This is a genomic window from Reyranella soli (assembly GCF_007992495.1).
Taxonomy (GTDB): domain Bacteria; phylum Pseudomonadota; class Alphaproteobacteria; order Reyranellales; family Reyranellaceae; genus Reyranella; species Reyranella soli.
The window spans coordinates 19,485-33,183 of sequence record NZ_BKAJ01000091.1; the positions used below are offsets into that span (position 1 = coordinate 19,485).

General features: G+C 66.5%; 12 protein-coding genes. 3 read left to right on the forward strand and 9 right to left on the reverse strand.

The window, feature by feature from the left end; genetic code table 11:
* Nucleotides 1–56: 56 nt before the first annotated feature.
* The 5 genes from RSO01_RS25685 to RSO01_RS25705 all read right to left on the reverse strand — a co-directional run bounded on the left by RSO01_RS25685 (nt 57) and on the right by RSO01_RS25705 (nt 5,984).
* Complete coding sequence (locus tag RSO01_RS25685) at nt 57–905, reverse strand: ABC transporter substrate-binding protein (RefSeq protein ID WP_147152788.1); 849 nt, start codon at nt 903–905, stop codon at nt 57–59.
* Nucleotides 906–1,054: 149 nt separating this feature from the next.
* Nucleotides 1,055–2,554 carry an amidohydrolase family protein gene (locus RSO01_RS25690; protein WP_147152790.1) on the reverse strand — a complete coding sequence of 500 codons (1,500 nt, stop codon included), beginning with the start codon at nt 2,552–2,554 and terminating at the stop codon, nt 1,055–1,057.
* An 18-nt stretch (nt 2,555–2,572) separates the two neighbouring features.
* Nucleotides 2,573–3,736 (reverse strand): LLM class flavin-dependent oxidoreductase, encoded by a 1,164-nt coding sequence (locus RSO01_RS25695; RefSeq protein ID WP_147152792.1) that lies wholly within the window; start codon nt 3,734–3,736, stop codon nt 2,573–2,575.
* Entirely contained in the window at nt 3,737–4,519 is a 783-nt protein-coding gene (locus RSO01_RS25700; RefSeq protein WP_147152794.1) for an SDR family NAD(P)-dependent oxidoreductase, read from the reverse strand.
* Nucleotides 4,520–4,532: 13 nt separating this feature from the next.
* A complete protein-coding gene (locus tag RSO01_RS25705; RefSeq protein ID WP_147152796.1) occupies nt 4,533–5,984 on the reverse strand; it encodes an amidase in 1,452 nt (483 codons plus the stop codon).
* Between the two features lie 98 nt (nt 5,985–6,082).
* Here RSO01_RS25705 and RSO01_RS25710 point away from each other — a divergent pair, with 98 nt between their 5' ends.
* Nucleotides 6,083–7,357 (forward strand): serine hydrolase domain-containing protein, encoded by a 1,275-nt coding sequence (locus RSO01_RS25710; RefSeq protein ID WP_147152798.1) that lies wholly within the window; start codon nt 6,083–6,085, stop codon nt 7,355–7,357.
* 5 nt (nt 7,358–7,362) lie between these two features.
* Here the strand turns inward: RSO01_RS25710 and RSO01_RS25715 are convergent, their stop codons facing one another.
* Genes RSO01_RS25715 through RSO01_RS25725 form a run of 3 tightly spaced genes read right to left on the reverse strand, consistent with a single transcriptional unit; the run spans nt 7,363 to nt 11,098 of the window.
* Nucleotides 7,363–8,952 (reverse strand): acyl-CoA carboxylase subunit beta, encoded by a 1,590-nt coding sequence (locus RSO01_RS25715; RefSeq protein WP_147152800.1) that lies wholly within the window; start codon nt 8,950–8,952, stop codon nt 7,363–7,365.
* Nucleotides 8,953–8,960: 8 nt separating this feature from the next.
* Nucleotides 8,961–10,550 carry an AMP-binding protein gene (locus RSO01_RS25720; RefSeq protein WP_147152802.1) on the reverse strand — a complete coding sequence of 530 codons (1,590 nt, stop codon included), beginning with the start codon at nt 10,548–10,550 and terminating at the stop codon, nt 8,961–8,963.
* Nucleotides 10,547–11,098, reverse strand: coding sequence for a TetR/AcrR family transcriptional regulator (locus RSO01_RS25725; RefSeq protein WP_170303352.1), 552 nt, complete (start codon nt 11,096–11,098; stop codon nt 10,547–10,549). The genes RSO01_RS25720 and RSO01_RS25725 overlap by 4 nt, the downstream gene beginning before the upstream one ends.
* 158 nt (nt 11,099–11,256) lie before the next feature.
* On the opposite strand from RSO01_RS25725, the gene RSO01_RS25730 reads away from it, so the two are divergent.
* A complete protein-coding gene (locus tag RSO01_RS25730) occupies nt 11,257–12,267 on the forward strand; it encodes a Bug family tripartite tricarboxylate transporter substrate binding protein (protein ID WP_147152807.1) in 1,011 nt (336 codons plus the stop codon).
* Between the two features lie 6 nt (nt 12,268–12,273).
* Nucleotides 12,274–12,498 (forward strand): biotin/lipoyl-binding carrier protein, encoded by a 225-nt coding sequence (locus RSO01_RS25735; protein WP_147152810.1) that lies wholly within the window; start codon nt 12,274–12,276, stop codon nt 12,496–12,498.
* On the opposite strand, the gene RSO01_RS25740 is transcribed toward RSO01_RS25735, so the two are convergent.
* Nucleotides 12,485–13,693, reverse strand: coding sequence for an MFS transporter (locus tag RSO01_RS25740; protein ID WP_170303353.1), 1,209 nt, complete (start codon nt 13,691–13,693; stop codon nt 12,485–12,487). The genes RSO01_RS25735 and RSO01_RS25740 overlap by 14 nt on opposite strands.
* Nucleotides 13,694–13,699: the final 6 nt, after the last annotated feature.

Sequence of the window (13,699 nt, forward strand, 5' to 3'; positions counted from 1 at the left end):
GCGATGTGCTCGTGGAAATGCCATGAGGTCCTTCGCTACGCTCAGGACGACAAAGGTTAGGCCGGCCCCGGGCCTTTGATGGAGAAGGACGCCTCGTCGATCTTCAGCACGCCGTACTGGTCCAGGAGCTTGTCGTAGGTGCCGTCCTTCCTGAGCTCGTTCAGCGCGCCGACGATCGCATCGGCGGCGGTCTTGTTGGCCAGCGCAAAGCAGGCGGTCTGCGGGAAGACGCCGCTGATCGCGCGCGTGAAGTCGCCGCGGTTCTGCATGAACATCGCCGTGGCGTCGATGCTGGTGGCGGCATCGGCCTGGCCGGCGCGCAACGCCTGGAAAGCCTCGGCGAAGTTGTTGAAGGTCATGACGTTGATCGGCTTCAGGCCCTTGTCGGTCGCCATCTTGGCCACTTCGCGCGTGCGCCGCTCCTCGATGCCGCCCAGCTCGACGGCGATGCGCTTGCCGGCGAGATCGTCGATCGTCTTCAGGCCCTGCGGATTGCCCTTGGCGGCGAGGAAGGAGATGGCCGCCTGCTCGTAGGGGATCATGTACATCAGCTTGGACCGCTCCTCGGTCCAGAAGATGCCGGTGTTGATCATGTCCCAGCGCTTGGCGGCCAGGCCCGGGATCATGGTGGCGAACTCGGTGCGGATGTATTCCGGCGCCAGCCCGAGCTTCTTGCAGCATTCGTTGGCGAGCTCGACGCGCATGCCCTTGAGCTCGCCCTTGTCGTCGACGTACTGCAGCGGCGGCAAGGTCGGGTTGATCGACATGACGAGCGTGCCGGCCTTGATGATGTTGGGCGGCGCGATCTTGGGCTGGGCCGACGCGAGGCCCGGCGCCAGCGTCAAAAGCGGAGCCGCGGCGCCCGCTTTCAGCAGGCTGCGACGCAGAATCGTTGTCTTTGTCATGTCAGTCCCCCAATCGGTCCCCCGGCGGAATGCAAGTTTGACGCCGAAGGCGGGGCTTGTCCCCGGCCGATTGAGATCATGTTGCACCAACCGATGATTACGGCGGCCGCGACTTTGAACGCCCGTCGATAGGCATCACGCCCCCTTTCTCATGTGGGGGCGACGAACCCGTAGCGCAGGTTGGAGGGATCGCGGCCGCGCCGCTCGTAGTCGGTCTTGAGCGCGGCGAAGCGATCGTCGCGCCACGCCGCCTTCTTGACCTCGTAGCGATACATCTTCGCCGAGTTCTCGCCGAAGATGGCGCGCTTGACCGGACCATCGGCCGGACCGAGCTCGGCGAAACCGAACTTCTTGCGCATGTCCTCGGGGATCTCCAGCCGACGCAGGCCCTCGATCTGCCACTGCGGCGCGCCGGTCCACACCGCATCGGTGCCCCACACGATATGGTCGACGCCCATGCCCTTGACGAGTTGGCCCATCAGCGCGGCGCACAGACGCGGTTCGGTCACCGTGGTCTGGGCGAAGATCTGGCCGAGATCGGCGTAGACGTTGCTGACGCCATACTTGCCTGGGATCTCCGCGAGATCGGTCGTCCACTCGATGCGGCCGGTCTTCTCGAACTGGGCGTATCCCTCGGCCGACGCGCCGGGCGCGCCGGTCCAGCGGAAGGCCGAGTGATAGATTACGAAGCGAATGTTCGGCCAGTCCTTGGCCGCCTTGCCGACATCGTCGACCGTGGCGTAGGGCGTGAGATGCGGCCAGCGCTTCTCGACCGAGGTCGGGTAGAGGCCCTTGTGCACGCAGACGATGTCGTAGCCCGCCTTCACGATCTTCTCGTAGAAGGGATAGACCAGCTTCTCGTCGTCCATGCGCCAGGGATGGCGTGCCAGGTCCTTGTTGGTGTTGTCGCCGACCGTGTAGCCCTTCCACGAATCGGGCTTGAGGGTGGCGATGCACTTGTCGACCTCGTCCATCCAGCCGTCGTAGCCCGGCGTGAAGATGGCGTGCGACAGGAGCCGCTTCGATCCGGCCGCAGCGTTCACCTTGGCGCGCGCGTCGGCTTTCATCTCGTTGGTCAGGAACCAGTCGCGCGGATCCTCCGAGGCCGAGCCGCTGATCAGCGCCACCTTGGTGTCGCTGTCAAGGAAGACCTCCTTGAACCAGTTGGGATACTTCAGGTCGTCGATCGTCTGCGGCTTGTCGACGAGGTCGGGATTCCAGCCAGCCTTGCCGACGGCCTCGCGCCCGCGCACGAACCCTTCGAGCCGCGTGTCGTCGCGCAGGAAGTGCGTGTGCACGTCCATGATGAACTGGTCCTTCAGCCCATCGGCGCGCGCCTGGGCGAGATCGACGTTCTTCGCCTCGGCCGGCGAGGCGCCGTAGATTGGTCCGTAGACCTCGTTCATGGCGACGAAAGCCGTCGTCATGCCCGCCGCGGTCTGGAAGAAGCGCCGGCGCGACAGGCCGTTCTTCTTTCCGTACTCGTCGGCCAGCGCGTTCATTCGCGCCTCGACCTTCTTCTGCCGCTCGGTCTGCGGCACCGGCATGAACTCGTCGCTCGACACGACCTGCGTCGGCACCGGAGTCGGGTTGGCGATCAGTCGGGCCGGAGAAACGCTTGCACGTTCTTCATCGCTCAGCATACCCATGGCCATCCTCCAGGGAGTTCAGCGGAAACGCGGCATCACCTTGGTCCAGAACGTCTCGATGGATTTCATCAGGATCGGGTGTGGAACCAGGGCGTTGTAAGTGTAGCAGAAGACCCAATCGACGGGCTGGCGTTTTTGCTGGGTTTCCATGGCCCGCAGCACGGTGTCGACCGTGCCGACATAGGCATAGCCCATCTCGATCACCTCATCGGACGTCGGGCTCTTGCCGGTCTTGGGGTCCATCATGCCGCGGCGGAAGCCGAACGGCTCGAACCAGGCGCGGCCGGAGAACTGGCCGGAATCGCGCCACAGCGCCTTCGCCTCTTCGTCCGTGTCACAGATGATGACGTCACGCAGCACGCCCACGCCCTGCCCCTTGGGCTTGCCCGAAACCTCCGAATAGACGCTGTAGAGCTTCTCCTCATAGACCGGCAGCATGGGCGGCAGGATGGGCGTGATGCCCTCCTGGGCGCAGAAGCGCACGGTGTTCTCGGAGCTGGCGAAGGGCTGGAACAGCGGCGGATGCGGCTTCTGCAACGGCTTGGGCACCACGCCGACGGCGGTCAGGATGCCGTTGTCGACGCCCTTGCCCCACTTCTGCGTGGTATCGAGCGTCCACGGCGTGGGGCCCGCTGGCACCTTCCAGAACTTGCCGTCGAAGGTCAGCATCTCCTCGGTCCAGCACTTCTTGACGATGCGGAAGTTCTCCTCGAAGGCGAGCCGATTGGCGTTGTCGATCTCGTCGTGCTGATTGGGCAATGCGCCATGGATGCCGTGCGTCTGCTGCGCCATCACATCGACCCAGCGCCGTTGATACCCGCGGGCAAAACCCGCATTGGCGCGGCCGCCGGTCATATGGTCGAGCATGGCGATGTCTTCGGCGACGCGGATCGGGTTGCTGGCCGGCAACACGATGCCGAGCTGGCCGACGCGGATGCGCTTGGTCTGCATCGCGAAGTAGAGGTCGAGCAGCACCGGGTTGTTGGAGAGCTCGAAGCCCTCGATGTGGAAGTGATGTTCGGTGAAGCTCACCGAATCGTAGCCGAGCTCGTCGCCGAGCTTTATCTGCTCCGTGAGCTCCTTCAGCATGCGCTGATAGAAGTGCGGGTTCATGCCGGCCATACCGGCTTCGATCTCGGCGCGGCTGCCGATGCTCGGCAGATAGAAAAGCGAAGCCTTCATCTACTTTCCTTTCGGCGTCGCGGCCACGCCCGGCGCATGGTTGAGGATGGACCGCGTGAGCCCGCCATCGACCACCAGCGACTGGGCGGTGATGTAGCTGGCGGCGGGGCTCAGCAGGAAGGCGATGACGTCGGCGATGTCGCCCGGCTTGGCGATCCGGCCGAGCGGCACGATGCCGGCGCGCGCTTTCGCGAGCTTCGGCTGGCTGTAGATCGCCTCGGTCATGGAAGTGTGCACGAAGCCGGGACAGACGGCGTTGGCGCGGATGCCGTCAGGCGCCCATTCCATGGCCATCATCTCGGTCAGCATGATCAGCGCCGCCTTGGCCGGGCTGTAGGCGCCGGTCGGAAGCTGCGGCATGACGCCGGACATCGACGACACCATGACGATGGCGCCCTTGGACTTGGCGAGATGCGGGTGCGCCGCCTTGGCCAGCAGCCAGTTGGCGCGCAGGTTGATGTTGAACAGGCGGTCCCACGCCTTGACCTCGAGATCGACCAGCTTCGCGGGTGACGTGATGCCGGCATTGCCGACGATGGCGTCGATGCCGCCCATCGCCTTGGCGGCCGCGTCGATCACCTTGGCCGGCTCTTTGGGCTTGGCCATGTCGGCCCTGACCGTCTTCACCTTGCATCTCGCGCCGCGCAGCTCGCGGGCAAGCGCCTCCAGCTCGTCGAGATAGGCCACGTCGCACAGCGTCAGTGCCTGGGCGCCATCGGCTACAAGCTTCACCGCCGTGGCGCGGCCGATGCCTCGGCTCGCGCCGGTGATCACGACCCGCATGTTCCCTCCCGTCTTATGGAACGGAGGGTGGCACGGTTCCCGGCTTGGGGTCGATGGGCAGGAGCTTGTGCAGGCCGACGAGATTTTCGTAGAGCGACGCGGCCTGCAGCAACGCCGCCTCGCCGCGCGGCTTGCCGACGAGTTGCAGGCCGACGGGCCGGCCATACTGGTCGAAGCCGCAGGGCACGGCGATCGCCGGACTGCCGGTCACGGTGATGGCCGAGTTCAACGTCGAGCCGCCCATGTAGTTGTCGAGCTTCTTGCCGTTGATGGTGGCGGGCGCGCGCAGGTTGACGTCGAAGGCGCCCGTCGGCGCGGAGGGTGTGACCAGCAGGTCGTAGGTTTGGAAGAACACGGCCATGCGCCTGAACAGCGCGGCCCGCTCACGTTCGGCCCAGGCGAGCCGGCTGGTGGTCTGCTTCAGGCCGAGCTCGGTGTTCCAGATGATGTCCGGCTTGAACTTGTCGCGATGCTGCTGGATCTGCAGCTCGCGATCGACGACGAACTGCTGGCTGCGCAGCACCATGAAGACTTCGTCAACCGGGCCGAAATCCGGCGACACCTCTTCGACGACGCAGCCGATTTCCTCGAAGCGCCGCACCATCTTCGACGTGACCTCGCGGATCTCGCGGTCGAGCTCGCAGATGCCGCCAAGGTCGGCCGCCCAGGCGATGCGCCGGGGCGCCGTCGGATTGGCCACCGCCGCGCTGAACGACACAGCAGGGGCATCGAACGTCATGGCGTCATGGGGGCAGAAGCCCGCCATGGTGTCGAGGAACAGCGCGAGGTCGGGCACGGTGCGCGCCATCGGCCCCTGCACCGACTGCGGCGACCAGAGATTGTTGGAGGTGCCGCGCGTCACGCGGCCGGGCGACGGACGCAGGCCGACGACCGAGCAATAGGTGCCGGGCCGGCGCAGCGAGCCGCCATGGTCCGAGCCGTGCGCCAGCCAGACCTCGCCGGTCGCCAGCGACACCGCGCCGCCGCCAGTCGAGCCGCCGCAGGTCAGCGAGGTGTTCCAGGGATTGCGCGTGCGGCCGAAGACTTCGTTGAAGGTGCTGCCGCCCGCACCGAACTCCGGCGTGTTCGACTTGGCGACGACGATGCCGCCCTTGCGCTCGATGCGCTCGACCAAGGGATTGGACTTGGCAGGGACATGATCGGCGAAGATCGGCGAGCCGTAGGTGGTGCGCACGCCGGCGACGTCGGTCAGGTCCTTGATGGAAACCGGAAGGCCGGCCAGCCAGCCTGCTTCACTGGAAGCTTCGCAGGCCGAGCCCTGCATGATGCGTTTGGCGTGGTCGCGGGCGCGGTCGAGGCACAGGGTGGGCAGCGCGTTGACCGCGGGCTCAACCTCGGCGATGCGCCTGGCCGAGGCCTCGACGAGATCGAGGGGCGAAATCTCCCGCGTCCTCAGCCGCTTCACGGCCTCTACCGCCGTCATCCTGGTCAGTTCGCTGCTCATCGCGCTCCTCTCCATCCCAAACCGCGAAGCCACCTTTGCCGGACATTGACGAAATTGGCTATCCTGAAGGTGCGCTTCGAGCGCGACGGGGGAAACCAATGACATTCAGACATCTGCGGACCGCGCTTCCTGCCGCTGTCCTGGCGGCGCTTGTCGCCTCGGCGCCGGCCTTCGCCGAGACGCTTGCGGTCACCGCGCCGGAAAAGGTCGGCATGTCCAAGGAAAGGCTCGACCGGATCACCACGGTGTTCAAGGCCGAGGTCGACAAGGGCGAACTTCCCGGCGCGGTGATCGGCGTCGTGCGCAAAGGCCAGCTCGTCTATTTCGAATCCCTCGGCTACCGCGACCCGGTGGCCAAGGACGCGATGCCGGCAAATGCCATCTTTGCCATCGCCTCGATGACCAAGCCGATGGTGTCGATCGCGATCATGATGCTGCATGACGAAGGCAAGCTGCTTCTGTCCGATCCGGTCGGCAAGTTCATTCCGGCGCTCGCCGACATGAAGGCGGGCGTCGTGAAGGGCGACACGCTCGAGACTGTCTCCGCGATTCGTCAGCCTACGGTGCAGGACTTGCTGCGCCATACCTCGGGCTTCACCTATGGCGGCCGTGGCGACACGCCGGTTCACAAGCTCTGGCCGGCATCGTCGGGCACCTCGGGCATGACGCTGACCCCTCAGGACTTCGTGACCACACTGGCAAAGGCGCCGCTGCTCTACCAGCCCGGCACCGTGTGGGACTACAGCCTGTCGGTCGATGCGCTCGGCCTGATCGTCGAAGCAGTGAGCGGCAAGCCGCTCGCGGCATTCCTGCAGGAGCGCCTGTGGACGCCGCTCGGCATGGTCGACACGGGCTTCAGCGTTCCCGAGGCCAAGAAGGCCCGCCATGCCCAGGCCTTCGCCAACGACCCGCGCAACGGCAAGCCGCAATTCGTCCTGCAGGCCGACGGCAAGCCGCTCAAGTTCGATTGCGGTGGTGGCTGCGCCATGTCGACAGCACCGGACTATCTGCGCTTCGCCCAGATGCTCGCGAATGGCGGCATCCTGGACGGCAAGCGCATCATCGCGAACCGGACGCTGAAGATGATGACGACCGACCAGCTCGGCGCCGACGTCCGCGCCCGCACGACAAGCCCTGTCCTCCCCAAAGGCTATGGCTTTGGCCTCGGCTTTGCGGTGCGCACCCAACCCGGCATCGCCGCGTTCGCCGGCAGCGAAGGCGACTACTACTGGGGTGGCGCCTACGGCACCTATTTCTGGGTCGATCCGAAAGAGCAGCTGACGGCCGTTCTGATGGCTGCAGCCCCCGGCGAGATCCGCACCCAGAATTCCCCCACTCTGCGCAACCTCGTCATGCAGGCGATCGACCAGTGAACGCTTCAGATCGGCGTGATCGAGCGGAATTTGGGCGGATGATCGTGCGGGCGGCGCGGCTGCGCTGAATCGAGGATCTCGGCGAGGCGGCGGCGCGTGTCGCGCGGGTCGATGATGTCGTCGATGCCGAAGCCTTCGGCCGCGCGCAGGGCGCCAATGCGGGTGCGCGTCTCGTCGATCATCTGCTGGCGGCGGGCGGCGGGATCGGCTGCCGCCTCGTACTGCTTGCGGAAGGCGACGTCGATCGCGCCCTCGATCGACATGGCGCAGATTTCGGCCGACGGCCAGGCGAAGCAAGCATCGGCAGAGAAGCTGCGGCCGCCGCACATGGCGAAGTAACCGAGACCATAGCCCTTGCGCAGCACGACGGAAACGCGCGGCACCGAGGCGTGGCCCCATTCGAACACCAGCTTGGCGCTGCGGCGGCCGAGGCTCGTCCGCTCCGCGCTCGAGCCGATGGAGAAACCCGGCACGTCGACGAACGAGACGATCGGCAGGCCGAAGGCGTCGCACAGGGCGATGAAGTGAGCGCCCTTGTCGCAGGCGTCGCTGTTGATCATGCCGCCCAGCCGGAGCGGCTGGTTGGCGATGAAGCCCACCGGCCGGCCGCCCAGCCGCGCCAGGGCCGTGATCATGTTGCCGGCAAAGGTGGGCTTCAGCTCGAAATAGCTGCCGACGTCGGCGAGCTCGCGCAGCACCTTGCGCACGTCATAGGCCTTGCGCGTCGAGACCGGCACCAGGTCGAGGATCGAATCAGGCAGCTGCGCCAGCGGCCGCGGCTCGTCGACGACTTGCTGCGGCGCCCGCGCATTGCCCGGCAGATATCCGAGGAAGCGGCGCGCCGCGGCAAAGGCCTCGTCCTCGCTGTCGACGCCGAGGTCGGCGATGCCCTGGCGATCGACCTGCACCTCGGCGCCGCCCAGCTCCATGGCGTCTACCTCCTCACCGGTCGCGGCCTTCACCAGTGCCGGGCCGGCGATGCCCATGGTCGAGAGACCTCGCACCATGACCACGAGGTCGGCCATGCCGGCGTAGTTCGTCGGGCCCGCGAACCCTGCGCCCAGCATCAGCGCCACCATGGGCACCCAGCCCGAGGCGCGCGCGAAATTGTGGAAGGTGGCGTTGGCGTTGGCGAAGTGGCGCGCATCCTGGCCGTCCTGGATGCGATGGCCGCCGCCGTCGAGGATCATGACCAGCGGCAGGCCGCGCGTGATGGCGACCTGCAGCGCCCGCTGGATCTTGGCGCTTCCCAGCCGGCCGATGCTGCCGCCGTGCACCGAGAAGTCCTGGGAGAAGACCACGACCGGCCGACCGTCCACCAGGCCTGTGCCGGTGACCACGCCGTCGGCTGGCGAGGCCGTGCGCACGGGAAAATTGTCGGCGCCGATGCCGTCGTCCTCGGCTGTAACCAACCCGCCGACCTCGCTGAACGAGCCGGGATCGACCAGGCGCGCGATGCGCTCGCGGGCACTGAGGCGGCCGCGCTTGGCGAGCTTTTCCATGGCGCCCTGCCGTGCGGCGTCACTCAGCGTGTTGCGCACGGCGTCCACACGATCGATCAGGTCGCGCATGGTGGGAGGATTGGTGGTCGACATGGTCTCTCCTAGCCGGAGGCTTTCGCCAGCCGCTCGCGGCGCACGCGAATGCCGGCGGCTTCGCGGTCCCAGGTGTCGGACGTGACACCGTCGGCGCGCAGCAGGTTCTTCTGCACCTTCTGCGTTGGCGTCTTGGGTAGCACCGGCAGCACGCGTACGTAGCGCGGCACCATGAAGTGCGGCATGCGCGGCACGAGGAAACCCAGCAACTCGACGGGATCGACCGCGTGACCTTCGATAGGCGCCACGACGGCCAGCACCTCGTCCTCGCCGTGCTCCGACGGCACCGCGACGGCGGCGGCCTCGCGCACCGCGGGATGCGCCATCAGCTCGGCCTCGACCTCGAAGGACGAGATGTTCTCGCCGCGACGGCGGATCGCATCCTTCAGCCGGTCGACGAAGAAGAAGTTGCCGTCCTCATCGCGGCGGAAGGCGTCACCGGTATGGAACCAGCCGTTGCGCCAGGCCTGTGCCGTGGCCTCGGGATTGTTGTGGTAGCCGTGATTCATGGTCCACGGTGTGTCGGCCCGCAGGATCAGTTCGCCGATCGCGCCCGGCGCCACCTCGCAATCGTTGTCGTCAACGATGCGGGCCTCGATGCCCTCGCGCGGCCGGCCGCAGGTCCCGCGCACCGCGGGATTGCGCTCCGACACCAGCGGCCAGGACGTCTCGGTCATGTTGAAGGTCGTGTAGACGTCGACGCCGAAACGGTCGGCGAAGGCCTGGGCGTCGTCGCTGAGCGGCACCAAAACGACCTTCCGCAGCGTGTGCTGGCGATCGCCGGGGCCGGGCGGCAGCTTCAGCAGGAACGGCACCATGGCACCGAGCAGCGTCAGGCAGGTCGTGCCGGTGGCGCGCACCGTGTCCCAGAAGCTGTTGGTGTTGAAGGACTCGACCAGGGCGATCGAGCCGCCCTTGACCAGCATGCGATAGATCGCACCGGTGCCGCCAGCATGGAACAGCGGCAGGTTCACCATGTTGCGATCGTCGGCCGTCGCCGCATAAAAGGCATTGGCTGCCGAAGCCGCGTGGAGATAGGAGCAGAGGACGCCCTTCGACGGACCGGTCGTGCCCGACGTGTAGATCACCGACTGGGTATCCCACGGCATGACGTCACGCTCGGTTGGCGTCGACGCCTGGCCGGCTGCGCGCAGCGACTCCGGGCAGGTGACGGCGACGCGCCGTTCGAGCCGGCCGCAATCGATGACATCGAGGCGCGGCAGCAGGTCGGGATGGCCGACGATCAGTCGGGCGCCCGAGCTCTTCACGGCGTGTTCGAGGGTCTGGCCACGATAGGCGAGGTTCAGCGGCACGTAGATCGCGCCGACATAGTTGATGGCGAACCAGATGCGCAGGGCGTCCGGACCGTTGGGCAACCATGTCAGCACGGTCTCGCCCTGTCGAACGCCTTCGCCCTGCAGCGCCGCCGCCGTCTCGCGCACGTGGTCGTACAGCTCGGCGTAGGTCCAGGTGGCGCCGGTATCGGCGAACTGCACGAACACCTTGTCCGGCGTCTCGCGGGCACGGCGGTCAAGCAGCGGCCGCAGGACGCAGTCCTCGGGCGACGGAATGCGCGGATCGCGCCAGGTGGCAGTCATCGCAGGCTCTCCAGGCGTGACAGCAGGATGGCCTTGGAGCGGGCGAAGTCGGCGGCCGAGCGATCGAGCAGGTATTGGATGACGAGGCCACGCATGGCCGCGAGCAGGAACCGCGCCTCGCCCTCGCAATCGACGCGCTTCCCGATCTCGCCGGCGCGCCGAGCCTCGCGCAGATTGGCCGCCAGTCCCTCGCGCCAGCGTCCGGTGACGGCGGCGACATGCGGCTGCAGCTCACTCATGACGAACAGCGATTCGGTATAGACCGAGTACAGTGCGGCCGTGGAGATGGCGTCGCGATCGACACTCGCGAGATGGGCCTCCATGCGCAGCCGCACCGCCTTCATGCCGCTGGCGCCTTTCAAAACACGGCCGATGTGCGCCTGGAACCATGCGTCCATCGCGTCGAGCAGCGCCGTGATCAGGCCGAGCTTACTGCCAAAGCGCTCAACCGGCAGGCCGCGGCTATAGCCGGCAGCGACGCCGACATCGGCGAGGCTGGTACCCGAGACCCCGCGCTCGGCGAACAGCCGCGCGGCGGCGCGCAGCATGCGCCGGTCGGATTCCTTACGACGCGTCGCTTGGGTGCGGCGCACCGGGGCAATGACAGTTTCGTCGGTCGATAGGTTCATGCGGGTTTCCTCGAAACTTGCTTGCTACCTAGCAAGTTTCTAGGCTGTAATCAAAGCCACAAGAGTAAGAGGAAACGATGACGGGACATTCGAAGCTGCAGCGCCGTCGCTTCATGAGCGCGGCTGCAGCAACCGGCGTGCTGGCGCCGACGCTGGTGCGCGCGCAGACCGCGCCGCCGGTCGGCGATTGGCCGAACAAGCCGGTGCGTTTCGTCTGCGGCTATGCTGCGGGCGGCCTCACCGACCTGTTTGCAAGACTCGCCGCCGAGCATCTGACGAACAAGTACGGCAAGACTTTCGTGGTCGAGAACAAGACCGGCGCAGGCTCGATCATCGCCGCCGACATGGTCGCGAAGGCAGCCCCCGACGGCTACACGATCCTGTTCACCAACTCGACGGCGATGTTCCAGAACCAGGTGATCTTCAAGAACGTGCCGTACGACACCGCCAAGGACTTCATTCCGGTCTCGATGCTGTCGGCCGGAAAGGTGCCACTGTGCATCCACAAGTCGGTGCCGGGCGGCAACGATCTCACTGCCCTGGTGGCCTACGCCAAGACGAACAAGACCAGCTTCGGCACAACCGGCATCGGTTCGCTGGCCCACGTGTTCTGCATGAAGCTGAACGACACTTTCGGCATCAACATGGAACCCGTGCACTATCGGGGCGAGGCGCCGATGTGGGCCGATCTGTCGGCGGGCGTGACGCAGGCCGCCTGTTCGACCCTGCAGGGAGCCACCTCGGCGATCCAGGCTGGCAACGCGCGGCCGGTCGCCGTGCCCACCAAGACGCGCTCGCGTCGCCTGCCAGAGGTCGCGACGTTCTTCGAACAGGGCGCCACCCACCCCTACTTCCTGCTGGAGAGCATGGTGTGCTGCGTGGCGCCGACCGGCACGCCCGCGCCGATCGTCGAGGCATTGTCGGCCGGCATGGTGGAGATGAACAGCGAGCCGCGCATGAGCGAGTTCGTCGACAAGTTCGGCCTCGACAACGGCGCGCAGGGCCGGGCCGATTTCGCCGCCTTCATCCGCGACATGGGCCCGCTGCTGACGCAGGCGGTGAAGGATCTCAACATCGAGCCACAGTGAGAGGCCATGAACACGGTAACGATCAAGTCGGAGATCGCAGGCACGGTCTGGAAGATCGAGGCCAAGCCCGGCGATGCGGTGGAAACGGATGACACGCTGCTCATCCTGGAATCGATGAAGATGGAAATTCCAGTGCTGGCGCCGCGCAGGGGCTCGGTCGCCGAGTTCCGCGTCAGCGAAGGCGAGCCGGTGACCGAAGGTCAGGTCTTGGCGCTGTTCACGGCAGGCTGACGGCCCGTCGCCGCGGCGTGAAATAGAGCGTCCCGAGCAGCATCAGGTTCAGCACGTTGAAGGCCAATGCCGCCTGGAAGGCCGCGCGATAGGAGAGCGTCGCGTCGAAGATGGCGCCGCCCATCCAGCCGCCCACCGCCATGCCGGCCATGGCGAACAGCATGATCACGCCCAGCCGCCAGCCGGCGATGGTCGGCCCGTAGAGCTGGCGCAGGATCAGGGCATAGCCCTGGACGATGGCGATGTAGGGAATGCCAAGGACGATCGACAGGGTGTAGATGCCCATCAGGCTGTCGACGAAGACGAAGCCCACCAGCGAGGTGATCTGGATCAGCGAGCAGAGGATGCTGACCCGCAGCGGGCCGATGAAGTCGCTGAGGCGGCCCATGGCGAAGACCGACGCGACCGCCGTGGCCAGGATCAGCGACACTGCCTCTGCACCGCGCGCGGCGCTGAAGCCGAGGTCGCCGCAGAATGCCACCATGTGAACGAAGGGCATCGCCATGGCGATGCAGCAGCAGAAGCCGGCGGCCGACAGCAGGCCCATCAGCGTCAGCGACGGCATGGGCAGGACCGACAGGTCCTCGGGCGGGCGCTTGCCGCCATGGTGGCGGACGACCGGCGCTGGCCGCACATAGAAGGCGCAGGCGAACAGCAGCGTGCCGGCAATGACGCCATAGATCATCAGCGTCTGGCGCCAGCCGACATCGGGCAGCAGCCAGCGATAGACCTGTGGCCAGACGAAGCCCGAGAAGGCAGGCCCGGCCGAGATGATGGAAACAGCGGTGCTGCGGCGGCGCTCGAACCAGCCCTGGACGTTGTTCATCGCCGGCGTGAAGGTCGCGGCATTGCCTAAAAAGCCCAGCGGCAGGGCATAGCCGACATAGAGCGCCAGTTCGCCGCCGCTGCTCGCGACGAAGCCGCCGATGACGATCGAGACGCCGGCGATCATCAGCGGCACGCGCGGGGACGTGCGATCGGCCAGCCAGCCCATCACTACGCCGCCGACGCCCATGCAGAAGAAGCCCAGCAGATAGGCGAGCGAGGGCACGCTGCGGCGATCGCCGAACTCGGCCGCGATCTCCTTCAACGCCACCACCGGCAGATAGATGGAACCACCGCCCAGGCAGATGCAGAAAGCGGAGACCAGCGCGAGTCGCCAGGCGTAACCACTGTCGACTCCAGGACGCGACACGACAGC